This is a genomic window from Microvirgula sp. AG722 (assembly GCF_003269145.1).
In the GTDB taxonomy this organism is placed as follows: Bacteria; Pseudomonadota; Gammaproteobacteria; order Burkholderiales; family Aquaspirillaceae; genus Microvirgula; species Microvirgula aerodenitrificans.
This window is the reverse complement of the sequence record NZ_QLTJ01000015.1, coordinates 26515-50479: the sequence shown is the minus strand read 5'-3', so window position 1 is coordinate 50479 and position 23965 is coordinate 26515. Positions and strand designations below refer to the sequence as shown.

Below are 23965 nucleotides of genomic sequence, written 5' to 3'. Positions count from 1 at the left end.
ACGCTCCGATGATTATCGACGCTCAAGGAATTTGCAGCCCGGCACGGCAGTGCCGTTCGCCAAACCACGATGCCCGCAGCATGGACATCGAGCTGGTGGTGATCCACCACATCAGCCTGCCGCCGGACTGTTATGACGGCGACGCCGTGCTGCGGCTGTTCACCAATACGCTGGAAGCAGATGCCGACCCGTACTACGCGGAAGTGGCGCGGCTGCGGGTGTCGAGCCACTTTTTCATTCGTCGCGACGGCACGCTGTGGCAGTGCGTGCCGACCGTGGCGCGGGCCTGGCATGCCGGCGTGTCGAACTGGCGCGGACGCGAGCGCTGCAATGACTTCTCGCTCGGCATCGAGCTGGAAGGCAATCTGACCGATCCGTTCACCGATGCCCAGTACCTGACGCTGATCCCGCTGCTGAAGGCGCTGAAGGCACGCCACCCGGGCGTGCGCGAGCTGGCCGGCCACGAGCATGTCGCCCCCGGCCGCAAGCGCGATCCCGGCCCGACCTTCGACTGGGAGCGCACCACGCGCGGCAGCGGGCTGCCGCTGTGGCGCAGCGAGGGCTGACTACAGTTCGACCATGGTCCCCATTTCCACTACCCGGTTGGCCGGGATGTGGAAGAAGTCGGTCGCCCGGGTCGCATTCTTCGACATCAGCACGAACAGTCGCTCGCGCCAGCGTGCCATGCCCGGCCGCGACGACGAGATCAGCGATTCGCGCGACAGGAAGAACGAGGTATCCATTTCTTCCAGCACCAGGTCCTGCTCGGCGCACAGCGCCAGCACGTCGGGCACGCTCGGGCTTTCCTTGAAGCCGTAGCGCGCGATCACCTGCCAGAATGCCGGCGACAGCCGCCGGACCACGACCCGGGTGTCGTCCTGCATGAATGGTTCGTCGACGTTCTTGATCGTCATCAGCACCACCCGCTCGTGCAGCACCTTGTTGTGCTTCAGGTTGTGCAGCAGCGCATGCGGAATCCCCTGGGTCGACCCGGTCATGAACACCGCCGTGCCGGTCACCCGTGCCGGCGGATAGGATTCCAGGTTGCGGATAAAGTCGTCGAGCGGCAGTTCGTCGGCGAACAGGCGCTGGTACAGCAGCTCGCGCCCGCGCTTCCAGGTGGTCAGCAGGGTGAAGATCACCAGGCCCAGCAGCAGCGGCAGCCAGCCGCCGTCCACCACCTTCAGCACGTTGGCGCTGAAGAAGGCGAGATCAATGCTCAGGAAGAAGGCGGTCACGGCCAGCGCGGCCGGCAGCGGCCAGCGCCAGCGATAGCGCGACACGATGAAAGCCAGAATCGTGGTCAGCACCATGGTACCGGTCACGGCGATGCCATAGGCGGCGGCCAGTGCCGACGAGCTGCGGAACACCAGCACCACGATCAGCACCGAAGCCAGCAGTGCCCAGTTGACCACCGGAATGTAGATCTGGCCGATTTCGTTTTCCGACGTGTGCCGGATGTCGACCCGCGGGCAGTAGCCGAGCTGCACCGCCTGACGGGTCAGCGAATAGGCGCCGGAGATCACCGCCTGCGCCGCGATCACCGTGGCCAGTGTCGCCAGTACCACCAGCGGCAGCACCAGCCAGTCCGGCGCCAGGTTGAAGAACGGATTGGTGACGGCGGACGGTTCCTTGATGATGCGCGCCCCCTGGCCGAAGTAGTTCAGCGTCAGCGACGGCAGCACCAGGCCGAACCAGGCCCAGCGGATCGGCCGGCGGCCGAAGTGGCCCATGTCGGCATACAGTGCCTCGCCACCGGTCAGCGCCAGCACCACGGCACCCAGCGCCAGATAGGCGGCAAAGCGGTGTGTCTCGACGAACAGGAAGGCGTGATACGGATTCAGGGCTGCCAGGACTTCCGGCACCTGCATGATGTTGTAAAGCCCCAGCGCAGCCAGGGAGGCAAACCACAGCACCATGACCGGGCCGAACCAGGTGCCCATTTTCGCCGTGCCGTAACGCTGGACGAAGAACAGGGCCACCAGCACGCAGATCGCCAGCGGCAGCACATACGGCGTGAGCTCCGGCGTCACCACTTCCAGCCCTTCCGCAGCGGACAGCACCGACACGGCGGGAGTAATCACGGCATCGCCGTAGAACAGCGACGCACCGGCGACACCGACGATCATCAGGCCGAGGCTCCAGCTGCGCTTGGCGCGCAGCGCCAGCGCCATCAGCGCCATGACCCCGCCTTCGCCGTTATTGTCGGCCCGCAACACGTAGGCAACATATTTCAGTGACACCACCAGCATGATCGCCCAGAAAATCAGCGACAGGATGCCCAGCACGTTGTCTGCCGTCGGCGCGAGCCCGTGCGCTGGAGAAAAGCATTCCTTCAGCGTGTACAGCGGGCTGGTGCCGATGTCGCCGAAGACCACGCCGAGGGCGGCGATGACAACGGGAGGCAACGGTTTGGACGTAGTGGCAGTCTGCATGAAAGCGAAACCGCCGGGACTAGCCGGCGGTGCAACGGAAACGGTCGAATTGTAGTCTGTGCAACGCGCCGGGAGTAATACATCTTCATGATCCGTTTGATCCCAGTGGCGGAAACGCCGCACCTCCCTGTTCGCCCGTGCCCGCCGCACGCTACAATCAGGACAATTTTGCCAGTATTCCAACGGATATCGTCACCATGCGCGCCAGCCAATTTTTCCTGTCCACGCTCAAGGAAGCACCGAGCGAAGCCGAACTTCCCAGTCACAAACTGATGCTGCGCGCCGGTCTGATCAAGCGCCTGGCCAGCGGTCTGTACACCTGGATGCCGATCGGCTTTCGCGTGCTGAAGAAGGTCGAACGCATCGTGCGTGAGGAAATGGAACGCGCCGGCAGCGTCGAGCTGATCATGCCGGCCATCCAGCCGGCCGAACTGTGGCAGGAATCCGGCCGCTGGGAGTTCTATGGCAAGGAGCTGCTGCGCCTGAAGGACCGTCACGACCGCGACTTCTGCGTCGGCCCGACCCACGAGGAAGTCATCACTGACGTCGTGCGCAAGGAAGTGAAAAGCTACAAGCAGCTGCCGCTGAACTTTTTCCAGGTGCAGACCAAGTTCCGCGATGAGGTCCGCCCGCGCTTCGGCGTGATGCGCGCGCGTGAATTCGTCATGAAGGATGCGTACTCGTTCCACACCGACTTCGACAGTCTGAAGGCCACCTATCAGACCATGTACGACGCCTATTGCCGCATCTTCGACCGTCTGGGCCTCGAGTACCGCCCGGTCGCGGCCGATACCGGCTCGATCGGCGGCACCGGCTCGCACGAGTTCCAGGTGCTGGCCGACTCCGGCGAGGACGTGATCGCCTACTGCCCGACCTCCGGCTATGCCGCCAACGTCGAGCTGGCCGAGGCCGTCGCCCCGGCCACGCCGCGTCCGGCAGCGAGCGCACCGATGTGCAAGGTGCACACGCCGAAGGTCAAGACCATCGCCGACCTGGTGTCCTTCCTGAATGTCGACATCAAGGCCACCGTCAAGGCGGTGGTAGTCAACGGCAGCGACGGCCCGGTGCTGCTGCTGGTTCGTGGCGACCACACCCTGAACGAGCTGAAGGCGGAAAAGATCGACGGTATCGACTCGCCGCTGACCTTCGCCGCGCCGGCCGACATCGAGGCTGCCTTCGGTGCCCGCCCCGGCTCGCTGGGTCCGGTCGGGTTCAAGGGCCGTGTCATTGCCGACCGCACCGTCGCCGCCATGGCCGACATGATTACCGGCGCCAATGAGGACGACCAGCACTACACCGGCGTCAACTGGGGCCGCGATGTCGCCGAACCGGAAGTCGCCGATCTGCGCAATGTGCTGCCCGGCGACCCGAGTCCGGACGGCCAGGGCGAACTGGCGCTGTGCCGCGGCATTGAGGTCGGCCACGTATTCCAGTTGCGCACCAAGTATTCGGAAGCACTGTCGGCCACCTTCCTCGACCGCGACGGCAAGTCACAGGTCATGGAAATGGGCTGCTACGGCATTGGCGTCAGCCGCATTGTCGCCGCAGCGATCGAGCAGAACTTCGACGAGCGCGGCATTGTCTTTACCGATGCAATGGCCCCGTTCACCGTCGGCATCGTGCCGATGGGCTATCACCGCTCAGAGACGGTCAAGGCAGCCGCCGACGCGCTGTACGCCGAACTGAAGGCAGCCGGCATCGATGTGCTGCTGGACGATCGTGACGAGCGCCCGGGCGTGCTGCTGGCCGACGGCGAGCTGATCGGCCTGCCGCACCGCGTGGTCATCGGCGACCGGGGGCTGAAGGAAGGCAACGTCGAATACCAGCAACGCCGCGACAGTGCCGCGACCAGTGTGCCGCTGGCCGACGTGGCCGCGCTGATCCGGAACAAACTCGCAAGCTGATCTGCTCCGCCACGACAAAGCCGCCCGGCTGCTGCCCGGCGGCTTTTTTTGCCGGACGCCAGACCGGTTTCAGCGCGGGTCCACCTGCTGCAGGTACGGGGCAACCTTGTTCAGGAAATGCCGGGCGCACAGTGTGCCGCGCCGGTAATCGCTGTCCAGTTCCCCCGCCGAGCTGCCGACGATGCGGCTGCGCAGCGGCCGGCGCGGCGCGATTTCGACGATGCGCAGGTTGCCGGGCGGGTTTTCGATGAATTTCTGCGTATCGACATAGCTCTGCTCGTGCGACTCGAACAGGGCGACCCAGTCGCGGAAGCGGCTTTTCGCCAGTGCGCCCTGCATGCGCAGGCGCCAGGGCGGCGGTTCCATGACGCCGGCCGGCGTGGTGCGGATGACCACGATCAGGTCGGCGCCACGCTGCCAGGCCTCGCGCACCGGGATGGCGTCGCGCACGCCGCCATCGAGATAGGTCACGCCGTTCAGTACCGCGCCGCGCCGGTAGAACAGTGGAACGGCACTCGATGCCTTGATCGCACCGAGCCAGTCATCCTGCTGCACGCGAAAGTACACCGGGCGGAAATCATCGCTGCGGCAGGCGCACAGCAGCAGCTCACGCCCTTCCAGCCGGCGGCGCGCCTGTTCAAGATCAAGCGGACAGGACTGGGCAGTGGTGTCCAGCAGCCAGTCCAGGTCGATCAGGTGCCCGCCACGGATAAAGCGCATCGGGTTGAAGAATTCGCGGCTGGTGGTCAGCCGGGTAATGACGTCGCGTGCATAGCCATGCTGGCCGCACGCATAGGCCGAGACGTTCTGGGCGCCGGCCGAGGTGCCGATCATCAGCTGGAACGGGAAAAAATCCTGCTTCAGGAAGGTGTCGAGAATGCCGGCAGTGAAAATGCCGCGCTGGCCGCCGCCTTCGCAGACCAGCGCGATCTTGCGATACGGCAGCGCATCCAGCGGCCCGCCCTGGCCGTGCATGCCGAGGGTGTTGATGCCGAGTTTGTATCCCATACTGCGTCCCGGGGCCGTCGCAAGGGCGCCAGTCCTTATCAAGTAAACGCTTTCAGTCTACCGCCCACCGGACGGGCCCGCGACGCGGAACGGACGAGCGTTCGCCCGCAGCAGATCAGGGCGTGCGGCTCAGGGCCAGCAGCAGGTGTTCCAGCTTGTCCCACGGGTCGCCGTCACCGGCGCCCTTGATCGCACGGTCGATGTCGGCACACTGGCCGAGCGCGGTCTGCAGCCTGGCCTGCGACAGCCGGCGCAGCGCCGGTTCGACCAGTCGCTGGCGCTCGCCCCAGATCCGGTTTTCCTTCATCAGCGCCGCCAGCGGCTTGCCGTCCTTGAGACCGACACGGAGACGGATCAGGCCGCGCAGTTCCTCGGCCACCGACCACAGTGCCAGCACCGGCGCCTCGCCTTCGGCCTTCAGACCGGCCAGCATGCGCGTGACCCGGGCCACATCGCCGGCCAGCCAGGACTCGGACAGCTTGAACACATCGAAGCGGGCGACATTGGCCACCGCGGCCCGCAGTGCGTCCAGATCCAGTTCGCCAGGCGGGTGCAGCAGCGCCAGCTTGTCGATCTCCTGCCGCGCCGCCAGCAGATTGCCTTCGACCCGGTCAGCCATGAACGCCAGTGCGTCCGGCGTCAGCCTCTGCTGCTGCCGTTCCAGCCGGCGGGCGATCCAGGCCGGCAGCTCGCGCCGTTCGACCGGCTGCGCGGCCAGCACGATGCCGGCGGCGTCCAGCGCCGAAAACCACTTGCCGCTCATCTGCGCGCGTTCGAGCTTCGGCAGTTGCACCAGCGTCACCGTGTCTTCGGGCAGCCGGGCGGCAAAGGCTGCCAGCACCGCCCCGCCCTCGGTACCGGGCTTGCCGGACGGGATGCGGATTTCCAGCAACTTGCGGTCGGCGAACAGCGACACGCTGCTGGCCGCCGCGGTCAGCGACGACCAGTCGAAGCCGCTTTCCACGGTCAGGACTTCACGCTCCTGGTACCCGTCCTGGCGCGCGCGGGCACGGATCGCGTCCGCCGCTTCCAGCGCCAGCAGGGTTTCATCACCATGCACGACATACAGCGGTGCGAGCCCGCCGGCCAGCAGCCGGTCGAGCTCGTCGATACGCTTCTGCATCAGCGTTTGGCCGGCGGTGTTGCCACCGGCGCCAGCGGGTCGACCGGCTTCAGAGCAGCGATGCGGTACAGCAGCAGCGTGGCGGCATCGTCACGCAGCGACTTCCAGACCGTCTGTTCTTCCTCGGCCTTGCCCAGCACCGAGTTGTCGCTGTACGGGAAGGTCCGGTGCACGCGCACGGTGACCGGTTCGCCATACATGACCTTGTTGCGTTCGAGCGTGACCGTGACCGAGTAGATCAGCCGGTATTCGGCAACCTGACCGGCACGGGTCAGCGCGGAGGTTTCCTTCTCCTGGTGTTCGCCGGCCACGCGCAGCACGGCCTCGGCGGCCTTGATGTCGTTCACCCGTACCACGTCGGGGCGGAAGGCCAGCTGACGCACGATGGACGGGTAAATCTGGCTGCCCGGCGCCACATAGACCGACTTGAACGGCATTTTCATCATTGCCGTGTCTTCCGGACTGCCGCGCAGGTGGAAGCCGCAGGCAGTCAGGGCCAGCGCGACAAGCGCGACGAATACGGTACGCATGGAAAACATCGGGGCTCCCGGTGAATGGGCGCCCCCGTCACTGGCGGCGGGGGCGCGGGGGTCAATCTCAGACGACGATGTTCACCAGCCGGCCCGGCACGACGATGACTTTCTTCGCCGGACGACCTTCCATGAACTTCACCACATTGTCGTTCGCCAGCGCGGCGGCCTCGATCGCGTCGCGACCGGCATCCTTCGATACCGTGACATTGCCGCGCAGCTTGCCGTTGACCTGTACCACCAGCTCGATTTCGTCCTGCACCAGCGCGGCGGCATCGACCAGCGGCCACGCCTGGTCGAGCAGGGCGCTGTCCGGACGCAGGGCGCTCCACAGCGCTTCGGCGATATGCGGCACGATCGGCGACAGCAGCAGCACGGCGGTTTCCAGCACTTCCTGGCCGACCGCGCGGCCGGTGGCATCGCCACGACCGGTCTTGTCATAGGTGTTCAGCAATTCCATCACCGCCGCGATGGCAGTATTGAACTGCTGGCGCACGCCAAAGTCGTCGCTGACCTTCTGGATGGTGCTGTGCAGCTTGAAGCGCAGCGCCTTCTGTCCGGCATCCAGCTCGCCGCCGGCATAGGCCGTCACCACGCCATCGGCCACGAATTCGTGCACGGTCTTCCACAGCCGCTTGAGGAAGCGGAATGCGCCCTCGACGCCAGCGTCCGACCACTCCAGCGACTGGCTCGGCGGGGCGGCGAACATCATGAACAGGCGGGCGGTATCGGCGCCATGCGATTCGATCAGCGCTTGCGGATCGACGCCGTTGTTCTTCGACTTCGACATCTTCTCGATGCCGCCGACCACGACCGGCAGGCCGTCGATGCGATGGGTGGCGGCAACGATCTTGCCCTTGCCGTCACGTTCGATGACGACGTCGGCCGGGGCAATCCATTCCTTGCCGCCATTGTCGAGGTCGCGATAGAAGGTTTCGCACACCACCATGCCCTGGGTCAGCAGGCGCTGGAACGGCTCGTCGTTGTTCAGCAGGCCTTCATCACGCATCAGCTTGTTGAAGAAGCGGGCGTACAGCAGGTGCAGGATGGCGTGTTCGATGCCGCCGATGTACTGGTCGACATTCATCCAGTAGCCGGCACGCGCATCGACCATGCCGTTGGCGCAGTCCGGCGACGCATAGCGGGCGAAGTACCAGCTCGACTCGACGAAGGTGTCCATGGTGTCGGTTTCGCGCCGGGCCGGCTTGCCGCAGGTCGGGCAGGTGGTCTGGTAGAACGACGGCAGTCTGGCCAGCGGATTGCCGGAACCGTCCGGCACCACGTCTTCCGGCAGCACCACCGGCAACTGGTCGGCCGGGACCGGCACGTCGCCGCAGCTGTCGCAATGGATGATCGGGATCGGGCAGCCCCAGTAGCGCTGGCGCGAGATGCCCCAGTCGCGCAGGCGATACTGGGTGCGCTTTGCACCATGCTGCTGCGCGGCCAGGTCGTCGACGATGGCGGTGAAGGCCGCCTGCGGCGTAAGGCCGTCGTACTTGCCGGAGTTCACCGTCAGCACGCTGTCGTCCTTGGCGCCATACCATTCCTGCCACTGGCCGGCATCGTAATCATTGTCGCCGTCGCGGCGGGCGATCACCTGCCTGATCGGCAGCGCATACAGATTGGCGAAGGCGAAGTCGCGTTCGTCATGCGCCGGCACGGCCATCACCGCCCCCTCGCCGTACCCCATCAGCACGTAGTTGGCGACCCAGACCGGCAGCTTTTCACCGGTCAGCGGATGGACGACGAACAGGCCGGTCGCCATGCCCTTCTTTTCCTGGGTGGCGAGGTCGGCCTCGGACACGCCACCGCGCTTGCACTCGGCGATGAAGGCAGCCAGTGCCGGGTTGCCGGCGGCGGCCTGGGTGGCCAGCGCGTGCTCGGCAGCGACGGCGACATAGGTCGCGCCCATCAGCGTGTCCGGACGGGTGGTGTACACCTTCAGCTCGCCGGCATGACCGATCGAATCCACGTCATACGGGAACACGATGTCGGCACCGAAGCTCTTGCCGATCCAGTTCTTCTGCATGGTGACCACTTGCGGCGGCCAGTCCAGCTTGTCCAGATCGGCCAGCAGCTCGTCGGCGTAGGCAGTGATCTTGAAGTAGTACATCGGGATTTCGCGCTTTTCGACCAGCGCGCCCGAACGCCAGCCGCGCCCGTCGATCACCTGCTCGTTGGCCAGCACGGTCTGGTCGACCGGGTCCCAGTTCACCACCCCGTTCTTGCGGTAGATGATGCCCTTGTTGAACAGCTGGGTGAACAACCACTGTTCCCAGCGATAGTAGTCGGGCTTGCAGGTCGCGACTTCCCGTTCCCAGTCGATGGCGAAGCCGAGCCGCTTCAGCTGGGCGCGCATGTAGTCGATGTTCGAATAGGTCCACGCCGCCGGTGCGACCTGGTTCTTCAGCGCGGCGTTTTCCGCCGGCATGCCGAACGCGTCCCAGCCCATCGGCTGCAGGACATTGAAACCGCGCATGCGCATGTAGCGCGACAGCACGTCGCCGATGGTGTAGTTGCGGACGTGGCCCATGTGCAGCTTGCCCGACGGATACGGGAACATCGACAGGCAGTAGAACTTCGGCTTGGCGGTGTCTTCGACGGCGCGGAACGCGGCGGTGGTGTCCCAGTGTTGTTGCGCGGCGGTTTCGATCTCGCGCGGGCTGTAGTGTTCTTGCATGTCGGGCAATCGCAAATCTGTCGGTAAGTAGGAAATCGGGGGGCTTGAAAACGTATCGCGCGCCCCTGGTGAAGGTCGCGCGACTGAAAACAGCGTCCGTATTGCAGCAGAGTATATCCGCCGTCAGGAGGTCGATAAACCTCGGCGCAGAGAACGGGCGGCGGCGGACTGAGGCTGTGCCACACGACCATACCACCTGCGGCGCACGACCGACACCGTGTCGGGTGCAGGGATCGGACCCGGGGCGGACGATTCAGGCCAGCCGGCCGCCGCGTATCCGCAGCCCGTCGCGGGCAAAGCCGGCAATGGCAGCATGACTGTGATTGGCATGGCACAGCGCCACCGCCAGCGCATCGGCCGCATCGGCCTGCGGCGTGCCGGACAGTTTCAGCAGCCGCACCACCATGTGCTGGACCTGGGTCTTGTCGGCCTTGCCGTGACCGACTACCGACTGCTTGACCTGCAGCGCGGTGTATTCGGAAATCGGCAGACCGGCCAGCACCAGCGCGGACAGGATGGCGCCACGCGCCTGGCCCAGCATCAGCGTCGCCTTCGGATTCACGTTGACGAATACCTGCTCGACCGCCGCCTCGGCCGGCAGATAGGCCGCGGCCACTTCGGACAGTCCGTCGAGCAGGGTGCGGATGCGATCGGTCAGCGGCGCCCCCGGCTGGGTGCGGATGCAGCCGGAGGCCACATAGACCCGCTGCTGGCCGATGATGTCGATCACGCCGAAGCCGGTCACCCGCGAGCCGGGATCGATGCCCAGCAGGCGACGGGGAACTGCCAGACCCGGCGTGGTGCTCACGACCATGCCGCCGCGATCTGCCGTGCCGCGTCCAGTCGCTCGACCGTGCCGACATCCAGCCACAGCCCGTCGTGCAGCACGCCGCTGACCTGGCGCCGCGCCATGGCCTCGCGCAGCAGCGGCGCCAGCTTCGCCGGCTGACCGGCGGCCAGCCCGACGAACAGCGCCGGGTGATAGACGCCAATGCCGCTGAAGGTATGCCGCGGCGCGTCGACGACCCGCCCGTCGGCATCGAGGTCGAAGTCCCCGTGCGGGTGATGCGCCGGATTGGCGACCAGCACCAGGTGCGCAAGCCGGGTCACGCCGTCCAGCATCGCGCCGGCGCGGGCCAGGGCGGCAAAGTCGATATCGGTCAGCACATCACCATTGACGACCATGAACGGCCGCTCGCCCAGCCACGGCAGCGCGGTCGCGATGCCGCCGGCGGTTTCCAGCGCCGTGCCCTCTCGCGAATAGTGCAGCCGCGCGCCGTAACCGGCGCCATCGCCCAGCACCTGTTCAATGCGTTCCCCCAGCCAGGCGGTATTGATGACGATATCGTTCAGCCCGGCCCGGACCAGATGGCGCAGGTGCCAGCCGATCAGCGGTTCCGCCCCGACCTGCAGCAACGGCTTGGGCGTGGTATCGGTCAGCGGCCGCATGCGCTCGCCGCGACCGGCTGCCAGCACCATGGCTTTCATGTCCGTCATCGTCATGCTCAGAAGGTGAAACCGGTCGCGGTCACTTCGCCGGACAGGTCGCGGATCAGCTCACCCAGCGGGCGCAGTTCCACATAGCGGTTGCACACCCGCTTCAGATAGGTGAGCACGCGCGGGATATCGTTCAGATAGCCGTCCTTGCCGTCACGGTGACTGAGCCGGGCGAAAATGCCGGCGACTTTCAGGTGGCGCTGCACGCCCATCCACTCGTAGTCGCGATACAGCTGGTCGATCGACGGGTCGACCGGCAGGCCGGCCTTGCGCGCCTTTTCCCAGTAGCGGATGACCAGGTCGAGACAGAACTCTTCATCCCACTCGACATAGGCATCTTTCAGCAGCGACACCAGGTCATAGGTGATCGGCCCGTACACCGCATCCTGAAAATCGATGACGCCGGGATTGTCACCCGCGGACAGCATCAGATTGCGGCTGTGGTAGTCGCGGTGGACGAACACCTTCGGCTGGGCCAGGACATTGGCGACAATCCGTTCGACCGCTTCGTCCCAGACCTTGCGCTGGGCCAGCGTGAATGGTTTTTTCAGATGGGTACCGGCGAACCAGTCCGGAAACAGCGACATTTCCCGCGTCAGCAGCGCGGCATCGTAATCCGGCAGCACACCGGGGCGGCTGGCGAGCTGGATGCGCACCAGCGCGTCGATGGCATCCAGATACAGTGCGCGGGCGTTGTCGGCATCGAGCACGTCCAGATAGGTGGTCGAGCCGAGGTCTTCCAGCAGCAGGAAGCCCTGATCGAGGTCACTGGCATGGATTTTCGGCACATGCACATCGGCAAACAGTCCGGCGACGTGGATGAACGGCCGGCAGTCCTCGTGCTCGGGCGGCGCATCCATCACCACGACGCTGCGGTCGGGCAGCACCGCGCGGAAGTAGCGGCGGAAGCTCGCATCGCTCGAGGCGGGCGTCAGTTCGAGGTTCGGTACGGCGCACTGGTCACTGACCCAGTTCTGCAGGGTGGAAAGTCGTGTCATCGGGTGTCCGGAATTGCGGCAAATGGCAAACTGTGCGATTTTACGCAAGATTTTCCACTGTCAGCCGGCATAATTCGTCGCAGTCCGACGCCAGGTTGCAGATAATGCTCCCATCGCCGGTTTTTCCACCGCAATCCAGTCCGCCCCCGCCCATGCGCATTTTTCGCGTGACCCCGCTTGTTGCCGCCTTGCTATCCGCATTCGCCGCAGCCGCCGAGCCCGCTCCAGCCACACCGACGACGCCCGCGCAAGCGACCGCCGCCGAACCGGAAACCACCGTCACCGCCGACCAGATCGACGGGATCGTCAATGATCGCCTGCATGCCGAAGGCAATGTCGTCGTCGTTCGCGGCGACCAGACCATCGAGTCAGACTGGCTCGATTACTACCAGGCCAGGGGCCGCGCACTGGCCGGCGACCGGGTCAAGCTGAGCCGCCCGACCGACACCGTCATCGGCCGCGACCTCGACTACGCGATGGACGAAAGCCGCGGCGTGCTGTTCGATGCCGACCTGACCCGCACCGACAGCAAGCTGCGCGGCAAGGGCGAGCGCGTCGACATGACCGGCAAGGACACCTACAACATTTTCCGTGGCCGCTTCACCACCTGTGACCCCGGCCGCGACGACTGGTACATCAACGCCCGCGATATCGACCTCGACTACACCACCAATGTCGGTACCGCCCGCAACGGTTACTTCGAGTTCCAGGGCGTGCCCATCCTGTGGACGCCGTATCTCGACTTCCCGCTCAGCAATGAGCGCAAGTCCGGCCTGCTGATGCCGACCTTCCGCTACGATTCCGGCAACGGCCTCGATTTCACGCTGCCGTACTACTGGAATATCGCACCGAACATGGATGCGACGCTGACGCCGCGCCTGATCGCCAATCGCGGCCTGCAGCTGGGCGGTGAATTCCGCTACCTGCAGCCGGGCTACAGCGGCAGCATTGCGGCTGAAGTGCTCGACGACCGGAAGGAAGGTCAGACGCGCGACTATCTGTCCATCCGCCACAACCAGCAGCTGACACCGGAACTGAATCTGGCGATCAACTACAACCACGCCAGCGACAGCAACTACTTCCGCGACCTCGGCAGCGGCCGTTTTGCCGTGGCCGACAACATCAACCTGCTGCAGGACGTGTCGCTGTACTGGAATCCGGGCTGGGGCAGCTGGACCCTGCGTGCACAGAAATACCAGACGCTGCAGGACCCGGCCGCCCCGGTCGATCCGCCGTACCAGCGCATGCCGCAACTGCTGTTCACCACCGGCACGGACGCGAATATCGGCCTCGGTACCCCGCTGAACCTGAAATTCGATTCGGAATTCGTCAGCTTTGCCCACCCGACCAAGCAGGAAGGCGAGCGCTTCATCGCCTACCCGTCGGTATCGCTGCCGCTGACCAGCAGCTGGGGTTACGTCACACCGAAGTTCGGTGTGCACTACACCGACTACAGCCTGAACAGCCGCTCCGGCACCGACCAGGAACAGGGCAACGAATCGCGCACGCTGCCGATCGTCAGCCTGGATTCGGGCATGTATTTCGAACGGCCATTGAATCTGTTCGGCCGCGACATGGTGCAGACCCTCGAGCCGCGGCTGTACTACGTGAACATCCCGTATCGCGACCAGTCGAAACTGCCGGTGTTCGACACCACGGAAAACACGTTCGACTTCGCGCAGATCTTTACCGAAAACCGCTTTACCGGCGGCGACCGCATCAACGATGCCAACCAGGTCACCTTCGGTGCGACCACGCGCTTTCTCGATCCCGAAAATGGCATCGAGCGCCTGCGCTTCGGCCTGGCCGGCCGCTACTCGTTCATCGACCAGCGCGTGACGCTGCCCGGTGGCACCGCGCCGCAGAAGGGGCTGTCGGACGTACTCGGCACCATCGGCGGCGACCTGAACCGCCGCACGTCGGTCGAAGCCAACTACCAGTGGAACAACACGCTGAAGGAAGCCGAGCGCTACAGCACCGGCATCCGCTACTCGCCCGATCCGGACCGGGTCGCGTCGCTGCGCTACCGCTACGACCGCCAGGTCCAGGTCGGCTCCCAGGTGTATGAAAACCAGCGCCAGATCGACCTCGGCGTCATGTGGCCGATCGCCCCGCGCTGGTATGGCGTGGCACGGGAAAACTACTCGCTGACCGACAGCACGCCGCTGGAACACCTGGCCGGCGTCGAATACCGTGCCGGCTGCTGGGCAGCGCGCTTCGTGGTCCAGCACTATGTATCCAGCCTGAACGACACCAAGACCAGCTATTTCTTCCAGCTGGAGTTGGCGGAATTCGGCCGTCTGGGCAACAATCCCCTCGATGCACTCAAGCTGGCCATCCCTGGCTATACCGAGTCAAACAAGAACGCTATCCTCCAATGAACCTTCGACCGCTCCTCCGCCCCTCCGCCCTGATCCTGGCCGCCAGTCTGCTGGCGCAGCCTGCGCTCGCCGCCGCCGAAGTCCGCACCGCCGACCGTATCGTCGCGGTCGTGAACAAGGGCGTCATCACCCAGCGGCAGTTGTCCGCCCGGGTGGCCGAGGCGGTGCAGCAGCTGAAGAAACAGAATGTGCCGCTGCCTGCCGACGCCGTGCTGGAACAGCAAGTGCTGGACCGCATGGTCAACGAGGAAGTGCTGCTGCAGTACGCGACCAACAATGGCATCCGCATCGACGACAACGAGCTCGACCGGGTGATCGACCGTCTGGCGCAGCAGAACAAGCTGACCACGGCGCAGTTCCGCGACAAGCTCAAGCAGAGCGGGACCAGCGAGCAGGCCTTCCGCGAGACCCTGCGCAAGCAGGTCATGATCGACCGCCTGCGCGAACGCGAAGTCGACAGCAAGGTGTTCGTGTCCGACAGCGAAGTCGATGCCGTACTGAAGAGCGCCGTCAATGCCAGCCGCACCGAATACCGGCTGGCCCATATCCTCGTCTCGCTGCCGGACCAGGCCAATCCGCAGGACATCGCCAAGAAACAGGCGCGTGCCAATGAGGCGATCGCCCTGCTGCAGGCCGGCAAGCCGTTCGCCCAGGTTGCCGCCTCGTTCTCCGATGCCGGCGATGCCCTCAGCGGCGGCGAACTCGGCTGGCGCAGCGCAGCCCGCCTGCCGGCACCGTTCGTCGCGGCCATCGACCCGTTGCAGGTCGGCCAGCACACGCCGATCCTGCGTTCTGCCAACGGCCTGCACATCCTGAAGCTCGAGGAAAAGCGCACCCGCGGCCAGGCGCAGATGGTCGAGCAGACCAGCGTCGCCCATATCCTGGTGCGTACCAACGAGGCGGTCAGCGAACAGGATGCCAAGAACCGCATCCTGCAGATCCGCGACCGCATCCAGAAGGGCATGCCGTTCGCCGAAGCCGCCAAGCTCTACTCCGAGGATGGCAGTGCCGCGCGCGGTGGCGAACTGGGCTGGGTCAACCCCGGCGACATGGTGCCTGATTTCGAGCGCGCCTATCAGGCGCTGAAGCCGGGTCAGTTGTCCGAACCGGTCCGCACCCAGTTCGGCTGGCACCTGATCCAGATCGCCGGTTCGCGCCAGCAGGACGTCGGCAATGAGCGCGAGCGCAACGAAGTCCGCCAGGAACTGCGCGCCCGCAAGGCCGAACAGGCCTACGCCGACTGGATGCGTCAGCTGCGCGACTCGGCCTATGTCCAGGAACGCCTGCAGGAACACTGATCGGCGCGCACGAACATGACCCTTCGCCCCGGCCTGCTGTACCCGGCGCTGCTTGCCGCGCTGCTCGCCGCGCCGGCGGCGAAGGCGGCCGGCGTCGACCGCTACCGCTGCGACAACGGCGTCCGCTTCACCGTGCGCGACATGCCGCTGGACCTGTCCGGCCTGACCCGTGTCGATCTGCGCTACCGTGATCGCCACTACCTGCTGACGCCGGTGGCATCCGAACAGGGCAACCGTTTCGAGAATGCCCAGCTGGTCTGGCAATGGCAGACGGACCCTCCGGGCAGCGCCCTGTTCTGGCGCGGCGCGGATGGTGAACACCGCTTTGCCGAGAATTGCCGCCAGATCGGCTGATATACTGCCTCCCATACCCACGTCCGGCCGCGCGCCGGACGTTCGCATTCATTGCTTGCCATGCTGATTCCCACCCTTGCTGCGGGAACCAGTCCATTACCCGGGATCCCATCATGGAAGACACCGACAAGATCCGCCTGTCCAAGCGCATGTCCGAACTGGGCCTGTGCTCGCGTCGCGAGGCGGACGACTACATTGCCCGCGGTCTGGTTCGCGTTGACGGCGTCGTCGTCAGCGAACTGGGCAGCAAGGTATTTCCGAACCAGCGCATCGACCTCGACCGCGTGGCCAGCGAGGCACAGGCGGCGCGGGTGACCGTGCTGATCAACAAGCCGATCGGCTATGTGTCCGGCCAGGCGGAAAAAGGTTACCAGCCCGCCGCCGCGCTGATCCTGCCGGCCAATCTGTGGGAAGGTGACGCCAGTCGCCAGACCTTCCGGCGCGAGCACCTGCAGGGTCTGGCACCGGCCGGCCGGCTCGACATCGACTCGACCGGCCTGCTGGTGCTGACCCAGGACGGCCGCATCGCCCGGCAGTTGATCGGCGAGGACTCGCCGGTGGACAAGGAATACCTGGTCCGGGTCGAAGGCCGCCTGAATGCCGACGGCCTGCGCCTGCTGAACCACGGCCTGTCACTCGATGGCGAGGCACTGAAGCCGGCACGGGTGTGGTGGCAGAATCGCGACCAGCTGCGCTTCGTGCTGAACGAGGGCAAGAAGCGCCAGATCCGTCGCATGTGCGAACTGGTCGGCCTGCGGGTGGTCGGCCTCAAGCGCGTGCGCATCGGCAAGGTGCTGCTCGGTGACCTGCCGCTCGGCCAGTGGCGCTACCTCGCCCCCGGCGAACGCTTCTGGTAGCAGCCGGCGTCAGCGCGGGCGCAATACCCAGGCCAGCACCAGCAGACCGCCGGCCAGAACCGGCCGGCGCGCCCGCAGGGCCCGGCGGCTGACCGCAAGCAGGCCCAGCCGCAGCACGGTCCGCCCACTGCCATGCAGCAGGCGGTAGCGCGGCGCCGGCTTCACAGCGCCCCCGTTTTCAGCGGGTCGCCGGTGTCGATCGAAATCCGCCCTTGCTGGACCGCCTGCCGGTACGCATCGTAATCGGCCTCCACCTGGTCGGCATAGCCGTGCGCGTACCGCACCAGCGCATCGACCAGCACCGCGCTCTGACCAAAGTAGCCGGCAATTTCCGCAGCCCGACCGCTGGACTTCGCATGCGCGCGCGCCAGCGTGCGGGCACAGACCCGGCCGTACGCTTCCAGCGTGCCGGAATCCATCTCGGCCAGCGACACCGAAGTTTTCATGTCACGCAGCTGCCGCACATAGAAGTGCCGCCCGGCCGGGCCCGTGGTCCAGCCGAGGAACACATCGCTGGCCGCCTGCATCAGCCGCTGGCCGGACACCACCCGCTCCCCCTCATGGCTGAAGGCGGAGCGGCCGGTATGACCTTCCAGCACCGACGGTCTGGCCTCCTTGATCTGCAGGAACAGCGGCTCGTCGCCATCGTCCTGCAGCAGCATCACCAGGCAGCGGGTACCGACACTGCCGACCCCGACCACCTTGAATGCCATGTCTTCCATGCGGAACCGTGACAACAGCGCACGACGATCGTCGATCAGCGTGGCCAGGTAGTCCGCCATCATCGGCTCGACCATCGCCTGCCAGTTGCCGGAGGCCAGCCAGCTGTCGTCATTCGGCAGCAGCGAACCGTCGTCATGGGTATGGAACAGTGTCGGCGGCATTTCCTTGAACCGCAGCATGCCATTTTCGACGGTGGTGATCTTCGGCAGCAGTTTTTCATTGGTACGGCCGACCGCCTGCTGCGCCAGCTTGTTGAGTCGCTTCTTCAGCGCCGGGTCGTCCTCGACCCGCTGCTGCAGCATGTCCATCGACACCCGGTCGTACCAGACCGCCATCGCCCCCATGCCGGTCGCACGGTGAACAAAGGCCTGGTAGTTGGTGGTGGCCGCCCGGACAGCCGCCTCGATGGTAGCCGCGGAAAAGCCCTGTTCGCGCCCGGCCAGCACCAGGCTGACCAGCAGGCGCTTCAGATCCCATTCCCATGGTGCGGGATGGGTTTCATCGAAATCGTTGATGTCGAACAGCAGGTTGCGTTCCGGCGAGGCGAAAAAGCCGAAATTCATCAGATGGGCATCGCCACAGGCCTGGACGATGATGCCGCTGTCCGGCCCGGCGGCGAGATCGGCGGCCTGGATCAGCGACACGCCCCGGAAGAAGGCAAACGGCGACGCCAGCATGCGCTGGTAACGCAGCGGCACCAGCGCCGGCACCCGCCCCTGGCTGGATGTCTCGATCATGGCGACCGGATCACGCGCCGCGGCCAGCGACAGTTCGCCATGGCTGCGGCGCGGGGTGAAGCGGCGTTGCGTCTTGCCATCGACATAGCGCTGCTGGGAACGGGAAAGCGTCATGGCGAAACTCCGCGGGCAGGACGAACGTATTCAGGATAGTGGCTGGCCGGACACCCGGCCAGCCCGGTCATGCCGTCTCTCAGACGCGGATCTGGCCGTCGCCGAGCACGATCCACTTCTCGCTGGTCAGCCCCAGCAGCCCGACCGGACCACGCGCATGGATCTTGTCGGTGGAAATGCCGATTTCGGCACCCAGCCCGTACTCGAAACCATCGGCAAAACGGCTGCTGGCATTGACCATCACCGAGCTGGAGTCCACCTCGCGCAGGAAACGGCGCGCCGACGTGTAATTCTCGGTCACGATCACATCGGTGTGATGGCTGCCGTAGTGGTTGATATGCGCGATCGCGCTGTCCAGCCCGTCAACCACCTTCAGCGCCAGGATCGGCGCCGCATATTCGGTAAACCAGTCGTCTTCGGTCGCCGCCGCCACCCTGTCCGCACCGACCAGTGCGCGCACCGTGTCGTCACCGCGCAACTCGACGCCCTTGTCGAGGTAGATCGCGCAGATCTGCGGCAGGAACTCCGCCGCGACCACCGCATTCACCAGCAGCGTTTCCATGGTGTTGCAAGTGCCGTAGCGCTGGGTCTTGGCGTTGTCGCAGATCGACAGCGCCTTGACCAGATCGGCGTCGACGTCGACATAGGTATGACAGTTGCCGTCCAGATGCTTGATGACCGGCACCCGCGCCTCGGCGCTGATGCGGGCGATCAGCCCCTTGCCGCCGCGCGGCACGATCACGTCGACGTATTCGGGCATGGTGATCAGCTGGCCGACAGCAGCACGGTCGGTCGTCTCCACCACCTGCACGGCGGTGGCCGGCAGCCCGGCCTGCTCCAGCCCGGCGCTGACGCAATCGGCAATGGCGCGATTCGAGCGGATCGCTTCGCTGCCGCCGCGCAGAATCACCGCATTGCCGGCCTTCAGGCACAGACCGGCGGCATCGGCGGTCACGTTCGGGCGGGCTTCATAGATGATGCCGATCACGCCGAGCGGCACCCGCATCTTGCCGAGCTGGATGCCGGACGGCCGGTAGGCGAAGCCGCCCATCTCGCCGACCGGATCCGGCAGCGTGGCAATCTGGCGCAGCCCTTCTGACATGGTCGCAATGGTCTTTTCGTTCAGCGTCAGCCGGTCGATCATCGCCGGTGCCAGGCCATCGGCCAGCGCGGCGGCCACATCCTCGGCATTGGCTTCGAGCAGCGCGTCGGTGGCCGCATCGATCGCATCGGCAATCGCGTGCAGCGCGGTATTCTTGGTCAGCGTGTCGGCGCGCGCCATCTCGCGGCTGGCGGCGCGGGCGGCACGGCCCAGTTCGTGCATATAGGTCTGGATGTCCATCTCGCGTTTCCTCGGAATATGCCGTCGATGTTACAACAGTCAGCGAAGCCGGCGCGCCCCGCCATCAATCGTCGTGCAGCAGTCGCCGCTTCGCGAACTGGACGCCGAACCACACGCAGGCGGCGATCGGCACGATGGCCAGGCCGGTGGCCAGTTCGGGATTCACATGCCAGCCGGCAGCCTTGACCGCCTTGGCCGCATACGCAAACAGGCCGACGGCATAGTAGGTCAGCACGCCGACCGACAGCCCTTCGACCGTTTCCTGCAGTCGCAGTTGCAGCTCGGCACGCCGGTCCATCGACTGCAGCAGTTGCTGGTTCTGCTGTTGCAGGCCGACCTCGATGCGGGTCCGCATCAGCGCCGTTGCACGCTGCAGCCGCGTCGACAGCCGTTCCTGGCGCCGGGTGGCGGTTTCGCAGGTCGCCATGGCCGGCGCCAGCCGGCGCTCCATGAATTCGCGAAACGGCTGCAGACCGGCAATGCGCGACTCGCGCAGCTCGCCGATGCGCCGCCCGACCAGTTCGTAATAGGCGCTGGCAGCGGAAAAACGGTATTGGCTGGCACTGACGGCATCCTCCAGTTGCGCCGACAGCCCGGCCAGATCGGCCAGCAGCGCCGGCTCTTCGTCGGTCGCGCGCAGCCGCCGCGTCGCATCGCGCAAGGCGACACCGAGCAGGTCCAGTTCGCGGATCTGCTGCTTGGCCAGCGGCAGTGCCAGCAGCGCCAGCATGCGGTAGGTCTCGATCTCGAACAGACGACCGAGCATGCGCCCGGCCTGGCGGGCGCTCATGTCGCGGTTCAGCATCACGTAGCGCACGAAGCCGACTCCGGCATAGGCGTCGTCATGCAGCCGCAGGTCGGTCAGCGCCATCGCATTGCCGTCGGCCAGGTCGGCGCCGATCAGGTCATGGGCGGAAAACCACCGGGCCGCCATCTGGTCCAGCTGCCCGGCGGCGCCGGCATCGATGATCAGCGCATGGACGCCGGCCAGCATCTGCCCGGGCACGGTTTCCAGCCAGTCGTCCGGGATATGGGTCAGCGCGTTCTGCACGAACGGATCGCCGCCGGTCCCGTCCAGACCGAAGATGTAATTGACGAATTCGGTATGCCGCGACCAGCTGACGGTCAGCTCGCCGGCCCGGCCGACATAGTGCGTGGCGCCAGCCGGCGGCGCATCCATGCCGAGGCGGGCCGCCAGTGCGGACACGGCGGCCAGTTGCTCGCCGCTGTCGCGCTCGAAGAAAAACGTCAGTGACGTCAACCGGGCCGGCGCGGCCACCGGCAGCGAAGGTCGGGCATGGGCTTCGTCATTCAGTTCGGTCCGAAGCGGGTGCAGTGAGAGCGAGATCATGCGGCGATTCTCAGAGGGTATGTTGACGTTGTAAAGCAGCGTTCCTGCCGGGGCTGACCGCCTCAATAGACCAAAAAGAAATTACGTAAGGATTTTCCATTATTTTTTGGAATATTCGTTTCGTCTTAGCATGGCTCCACGCTACCCCACACCCACGGAGTCCCCCTGATGAAACGCACCCTGCTCTTCGCCGCGCTGCTGGCCACCGCCGGCCATGCCCTCGCTGCCGACTACAAACTGCTGAACGTGTCGTATGACCCGACGCGCGAGCTGTACAAGGACGTGAATGCGTCCTTCGTCAAGGAATGGCAGGGCAAGCATCCGGGCAATACCCTGACCATCCAGCAATCGCATGGTGGCTCGGGCAAGCAGGCCCGCTCGGTCATCGACGGCATTCCGGCCGATGTGGTGACGCTGGCGCTGGCCTGGGACATCGACGAAATCGCCGAACGCACCAGGGCGCTGCCGGCCAGCTGGCAGAGCCGCCTGCCGCACAATGCCAGCCCGTACACCTCGACCATCGTGTTCCTGGTCCGCAAGGGCAATCCGAAGAACATCAGGGACTGGGGCGACCTGGTCAAGCCGGGCGTACAGGTCATCACCCCGAACCCGAAAACCTCCGGTGGCGCACGCTGGAACTACCTCGCGGCCTGGGGCTGGGCGCTGAAGCAGCCTGGCGGCAACGCCCAGACCGCCACCGCCTACCTGAAGGAACTGTTCAGGCACGTGCCGGTGCTGGATACCGGCGCACGCGGCGCGACCATGACCTTTGTCGAACGCGGGATGGGCGATGTGCTGCTGGCCTGGGAAAACGAAGCGCTGATGTCGAAGAAGGAGCTGGGTCCGGACAAGTTCGACATCGTCGCCCCGAGTGTGTCCATTCTGGCCGAACCGCCGGTGGCGGTGGTCGACAGGAACGTCGACAAGAAGGGCACCCGTGCCATCGCCACGGATTACCTGAACTACCTGTACACGCCGGCAGCGCAGACCCTCATTGCCGAGAACTACTATCGCCCGATCGACAAGAATGTCGCCGCCAAATACGCGTCGCAGTTCCCGAACGTAAAGCTGTTCACCATCCAGTCGCTCGGTGGCTGGGCGAAGGTCGCTCACACCCACTTTGCCGACGGCGGCGTGTTCGACAGGATTTCGGTCAAGTAAGCAGACTGGCCATGCAGGCGGACGCCCGTCGCTTTCGGTCCGGCTGAAGTAAGAACAACGTCCGGCCCGGCATCGGTTAGAATGCGCATCGAAGTCAGCCGGACAGTCGCCGCCCGTTCGCGGGGGGAGGAAAGTCCGGGCTCCACAGAGCAGGATGCCGGCTAACGGCCGGGCGTCGCGAGGCGACGGAAAGTGGAACAGAGAGCAGAACCGCCGATGGCCGGGCAACCGGCACAGGCAAGGGTGAAAAGGTGGATTCCTTCGGGAACGGATCGGGCAACCGGTCCCGGTAAGAGCGCACCGCGGACGTGGCGACACGGACGGCAGGCTAAACCCCATCCGGAGCAAGACCAAGCAGGGAGCGCCAACGCGGCTCGCGTTGTTCCCGGGTAGGTTGCTGGAGCGTGCGGGTAACCGTACGCCTAGAGGAATGACTGTCTGGGACGGGCAACCGTCCGACACAGAACCCGGCTTACAGGCTGACTTCGCCAGATGCAGACAAAACCCCCGCACGCCACGTGCGGGGGTTTTGTTTTCAGACAGCGTTCCTCTTTATCCGCTACGACCCAAGCTGACGAACGAGGGTTAGCGGCATGACCAGCGTGAGGGGATGATGACTGAGCGGCGTGAATCCATAGCGGCTGTAGAACCGCGCTGCGTCGTCGTCCTTGGCATCGACCACAACGGCATTGATTCCTATCGACGCAGATAGTGACTCGACCCGCTTCAGCGCATCCAGCAGCAGCGTCTCTCCATATCCCTTCCCTTGCGAGGCCCCATCCACCGCCAACCGGCCCATGCGGGCAACCGGTATCACTCGGGGACGTTTTCTGGCCAGCCCGGGCGGAAAGTTCCCGGTAGGAATCTCGCTGGTCGCAAGCGAATAAAACCCAAGGATCTTGTCCGGTTCAGCGAGACTGGCAAGGACGAACGTCCTCGACAGGTCCTTCAATTGGTGCTGCCCGGCAACCTCCGCCAGCCAGCGGTCCAGTTCAGCGTGGCCACAACGAAACGCACCACGCTCATGCGTCGAATTCAAAGGTTGAATCCGTGCCTGCATGAGGAACCTTTCTGGCGGAATAGCGTTCATGAGCGCCACGCAAGGCAGCATTGGGCTCGGATGGATGGTCCAGCAACTGACAGAAGCGCCTGGCCTCCTCATCGGACAATAAGAGAGATCGCTCCCTGGCCAGCACCTTTTCCGCGGCATCCAGCGCCGCCTGGACAACAAACTGGTTAAGCGTCGCGCCGGTCAGATCGGCAGCCTGCTGCAGGTGCTCCTGCACGCTCTGTGGAACACGCGCCGATATCCTCCCCCGGGCCGCAGCGGGGACATCCCGCTCTTTTGCTAGCGTCATTTCACTTCTCCCGGATACGTTGGCATCCGTGCAATCCATGTCAGAGAAACCGGCGTACGCCAGTATCAGTGCCATTATGGCACCACAAAAACAATAATGGCGCCAAAATGGCGC

Annotated in this window: 21 protein-coding genes and 1 other RNA gene; 8 read left to right on the top strand and 14 right to left on the bottom strand. The window is 65.3% G+C overall.

Going from position 1 to position 23965, the window contains the following annotated elements:
- Positions 1-8 precede the first annotated feature (8 nt).
- Positions 9-566 (top strand): 1,6-anhydro-N-acetylmuramyl-L-alanine amidase AmpD, encoded by a 558-nt coding sequence (ampD, locus tag DFO50_RS15550; RefSeq protein ID WP_107889061.1) that lies wholly within the window; start codon positions 9-11, stop codon positions 564-566.
- Here the strand turns inward: ampD and DFO50_RS15545 are convergent, their stop codons facing one another.
- Positions 567-2435 (bottom strand): potassium transporter Kup, encoded by a 1869-nt coding sequence (locus tag DFO50_RS15545; protein WP_107889060.1) that lies wholly within the window; start codon positions 2433-2435, stop codon positions 567-569. It abuts the gene before it with no gap.
- A 197-nt stretch (positions 2436-2632) separates the two neighbouring features.
- On the opposite strand from DFO50_RS15545, the gene DFO50_RS15540 reads away from it, so the two are divergent.
- Positions 2633-4339 carry a proline--tRNA ligase gene (locus DFO50_RS15540; protein ID WP_028499462.1) on the top strand — a complete coding sequence of 569 codons (1707 nt, stop codon included), beginning with the start codon at positions 2633-2635 and terminating at the stop codon, positions 4337-4339.
- 69 nt (positions 4340-4408) lie between these two features.
- Here the strand turns inward: DFO50_RS15540 and DFO50_RS15535 are convergent, their stop codons facing one another.
- The 7 genes from DFO50_RS15535 to DFO50_RS15505 form a co-directional block, all read right to left on the bottom strand.
- Positions 4409-5347, bottom strand: coding sequence for a patatin family protein (locus DFO50_RS15535; protein ID WP_028499463.1), 939 nt, complete (start codon positions 5345-5347; stop codon positions 4409-4411).
- Positions 5348-5462: 115 nt separating this feature from the next.
- A complete protein-coding gene (gene holA / locus DFO50_RS15530) occupies positions 5463-6470 on the bottom strand; it encodes a DNA polymerase III subunit delta (RefSeq protein ID WP_028499464.1) in 1008 nt (335 codons plus the stop codon).
- Positions 6470-7000, bottom strand: coding sequence for an LPS assembly lipoprotein LptE (lptE, locus tag DFO50_RS15525; protein ID WP_158537486.1), 531 nt, complete (start codon positions 6998-7000; stop codon positions 6470-6472). Before lptE ends, holA begins: the two co-directional genes overlap by 1 nt.
- Before the next feature lie 67 nt (positions 7001-7067).
- The gene (leuS, locus tag DFO50_RS15520; RefSeq protein ID WP_028499465.1) at positions 7068-9680 is read right to left on the bottom strand and encodes a leucine--tRNA ligase; all 2613 of its coding nucleotides are present in this window, start codon (positions 9678-9680) and stop codon (positions 7068-7070) included.
- Positions 9681-9933: 253 nt separating this feature from the next.
- Positions 9934-10470, bottom strand: a complete 537-nt coding sequence (ruvC, locus tag DFO50_RS15515; protein WP_028499466.1) for a crossover junction endodeoxyribonuclease RuvC — start codon at positions 10468-10470, stop codon at positions 9934-9936.
- Between the two features lie 14 nt (positions 10471-10484).
- On the bottom strand, positions 10485-11168 hold the full coding sequence (gene murU, locus DFO50_RS15510) for an N-acetylmuramate alpha-1-phosphate uridylyltransferase MurU (protein ID WP_028499467.1): 684 nt from the start codon (positions 11166-11168) through the stop codon (positions 10485-10487).
- Between the two features lie 17 nt (positions 11169-11185).
- Positions 11186-12175: an aminoglycoside phosphotransferase family protein gene (locus DFO50_RS15505; protein WP_028499468.1), complete on the bottom strand. Its 990-nt coding sequence runs from the start codon at positions 12173-12175 to the stop codon at positions 11186-11188.
- A 167-nt stretch (positions 12176-12342) separates the two neighbouring features.
- Here DFO50_RS15505 and DFO50_RS15500 point away from each other — a divergent pair, with 167 nt between their 5' ends.
- The 4 genes from DFO50_RS15500 (at position 12343) to DFO50_RS15485 (ending at position 17065) form a co-directional block, all read left to right on the top strand.
- On the top strand, positions 12343-14556 hold the full coding sequence (locus DFO50_RS15500) for an LPS-assembly protein LptD (protein ID WP_158537485.1): 2214 nt from the start codon (positions 12343-12345) through the stop codon (positions 14554-14556).
- Positions 14553-15854: a peptidylprolyl isomerase gene (locus tag DFO50_RS15495; protein ID WP_028499470.1), complete on the top strand. Its 1302-nt coding sequence runs from the start codon at positions 14553-14555 to the stop codon at positions 15852-15854. The genes DFO50_RS15500 and DFO50_RS15495 overlap by 4 nt, the downstream gene beginning before the upstream one ends.
- Positions 15855-15869: 15 nt before the next feature.
- Positions 15870-16208: an MliC family protein gene (locus tag DFO50_RS15490; protein ID WP_028499471.1), complete on the top strand. Its 339-nt coding sequence runs from the start codon at positions 15870-15872 to the stop codon at positions 16206-16208.
- Positions 16209-16321: 113 nt separating this feature from the next.
- A complete protein-coding gene (locus DFO50_RS15485; RefSeq protein WP_036386099.1) occupies positions 16322-17065 on the top strand; it encodes a pseudouridine synthase in 744 nt (247 codons plus the stop codon).
- Between the two features lie 9 nt (positions 17066-17074).
- Here DFO50_RS15485 and DFO50_RS19240 read toward each other — a convergent pair whose 3' ends face one another.
- The 4 genes from DFO50_RS19240 to DFO50_RS15470 all read right to left on the bottom strand — a co-directional run bounded on the left by DFO50_RS19240 (position 17075) and on the right by DFO50_RS15470 (position 21332).
- Positions 17075-17230 (bottom strand): hypothetical protein, encoded by a 156-nt coding sequence (locus tag DFO50_RS19240; RefSeq protein ID WP_158537484.1) that lies wholly within the window; start codon positions 17228-17230, stop codon positions 17075-17077.
- A complete protein-coding gene (locus DFO50_RS15480) occupies positions 17227-18639 on the bottom strand; it encodes a DUF2252 domain-containing protein (RefSeq protein WP_112692837.1) in 1413 nt (470 codons plus the stop codon). Before DFO50_RS15480 ends, DFO50_RS19240 begins: the two co-directional genes overlap by 4 nt.
- A gap of 79 nt (positions 18640-18718) precedes the next feature.
- Positions 18719-19981 carry a glutamate-5-semialdehyde dehydrogenase gene (locus DFO50_RS15475; protein ID WP_028499473.1) on the bottom strand — a complete coding sequence of 421 codons (1263 nt, stop codon included), beginning with the start codon at positions 19979-19981 and terminating at the stop codon, positions 18719-18721.
- Between the two features lie 64 nt (positions 19982-20045).
- Positions 20046-21332, bottom strand: a complete 1287-nt coding sequence (locus DFO50_RS15470) for a DUF3422 family protein (RefSeq protein ID WP_028499474.1) — start codon at positions 21330-21332, stop codon at positions 20046-20048.
- Between the two features lie 168 nt (positions 21333-21500).
- Between DFO50_RS15470 and DFO50_RS15465 the strand changes: the two genes are divergently transcribed.
- Positions 21501-22493 carry a sulfate ABC transporter substrate-binding protein gene (locus DFO50_RS15465; protein ID WP_112692836.1) on the top strand — a complete coding sequence of 331 codons (993 nt, stop codon included), beginning with the start codon at positions 21501-21503 and terminating at the stop codon, positions 22491-22493.
- A gap of 90 nt (positions 22494-22583) precedes the next feature.
- Positions 22584-22984, top strand: an RNA gene (gene rnpB / locus DFO50_RS15460) — RNase P RNA component class A.
- Positions 22985-23052: 68 nt separating this feature from the next.
- Here the strand turns inward: rnpB and DFO50_RS15455 are convergent.
- Together DFO50_RS15455 and DFO50_RS15450 are read right to left on the bottom strand one after the other, a co-directional pair.
- On the bottom strand, positions 23053-23553 hold the full coding sequence (locus tag DFO50_RS15455) for a GNAT family N-acetyltransferase (RefSeq protein WP_028499476.1): 501 nt from the start codon (positions 23551-23553) through the stop codon (positions 23053-23055).
- Complete coding sequence (locus DFO50_RS15450) at positions 23516-23926, bottom strand: DUF1778 domain-containing protein (RefSeq protein WP_199489858.1); 411 nt, start codon at positions 23924-23926, stop codon at positions 23516-23518. The genes DFO50_RS15455 and DFO50_RS15450 overlap by 38 nt, the downstream gene beginning before the upstream one ends.
- Positions 23927-23965 lie beyond the last annotated feature (39 nt).

Bases quoted from the DNA above. Each gene is read 5' to 3' on its own strand.
- ampD (WP_107889061.1), top strand. From the start codon at position 9: ATGATTATCGACGCTCAAGGAATTTGCAGCCCGGCACGGCAGTGCCGT.
- DFO50_RS15545 (WP_107889060.1), bottom strand. From the start codon at position 2,435: ATGCAGACTGCCACTACGTCCAAACCGTTGCCTCCCGTTGTCATCGCC.
- DFO50_RS15540 (WP_028499462.1), top strand. From the start codon at position 2,633: ATGCGCGCCAGCCAATTTTTCCTGTCCACGCTCAAGGAAGCACCGAGC.
- DFO50_RS15535 (WP_028499463.1), bottom strand. From the start codon at position 5,347: ATGGGATACAAACTCGGCATCAACACCCTCGGCATGCACGGCCAGGGC.
- holA (WP_028499464.1), bottom strand. From the start codon at position 6,470: ATGCAGAAGCGTATCGACGAGCTCGACCGGCTGCTGGCCGGCGGGCTC.
- lptE (WP_158537486.1), bottom strand. From the start codon at position 7,000: ATGCGTACCGTATTCGTCGCGCTTGTCGCGCTGGCCCTGACTGCCTGC.
- leuS (WP_028499465.1), bottom strand. From the start codon at position 9,680: ATGCAAGAACACTACAGCCCGCGCGAGATCGAAACCGCCGCGCAACAA.
- murU (WP_028499467.1), bottom strand. From the start codon at position 11,168: ATGAAAGCCATGGTGCTGGCAGCCGGTCGCGGCGAGCGCATGCGGCCG.
- DFO50_RS15505 (WP_028499468.1), bottom strand. From the start codon at position 12,175: ATGACACGACTTTCCACCCTGCAGAACTGGGTCAGTGACCAGTGCGCC.
- DFO50_RS15495 (WP_028499470.1), top strand. From the start codon at position 14,553: ATGAACCTTCGACCGCTCCTCCGCCCCTCCGCCCTGATCCTGGCCGCC.
- DFO50_RS15490 (WP_028499471.1), top strand. From the start codon at position 15,870: ATGACCCTTCGCCCCGGCCTGCTGTACCCGGCGCTGCTTGCCGCGCTG.
- DFO50_RS15485 (WP_036386099.1), top strand. From the start codon at position 16,322: ATGGAAGACACCGACAAGATCCGCCTGTCCAAGCGCATGTCCGAACTG.
- DFO50_RS15480 (WP_112692837.1), bottom strand. From the start codon at position 18,639: ATGACGCTTTCCCGTTCCCAGCAGCGCTATGTCGATGGCAAGACGCAA.
- DFO50_RS15475 (WP_028499473.1), bottom strand. From the start codon at position 19,981: ATGGACATCCAGACCTATATGCACGAACTGGGCCGTGCCGCCCGCGCC.
- DFO50_RS15470 (WP_028499474.1), bottom strand. From the start codon at position 21,332: ATGATCTCGCTCTCACTGCACCCGCTTCGGACCGAACTGAATGACGAA.
- DFO50_RS15465 (WP_112692836.1), top strand. From the start codon at position 21,501: ATGAAACGCACCCTGCTCTTCGCCGCGCTGCTGGCCACCGCCGGCCAT.
- DFO50_RS15455 (WP_028499476.1), bottom strand. From the start codon at position 23,553: ATGCAGGCACGGATTCAACCTTTGAATTCGACGCATGAGCGTGGTGCG.
- DFO50_RS15450 (WP_199489858.1), bottom strand. From the start codon at position 23,926: ATGGCACTGATACTGGCGTACGCCGGTTTCTCTGACATGGATTGCACG.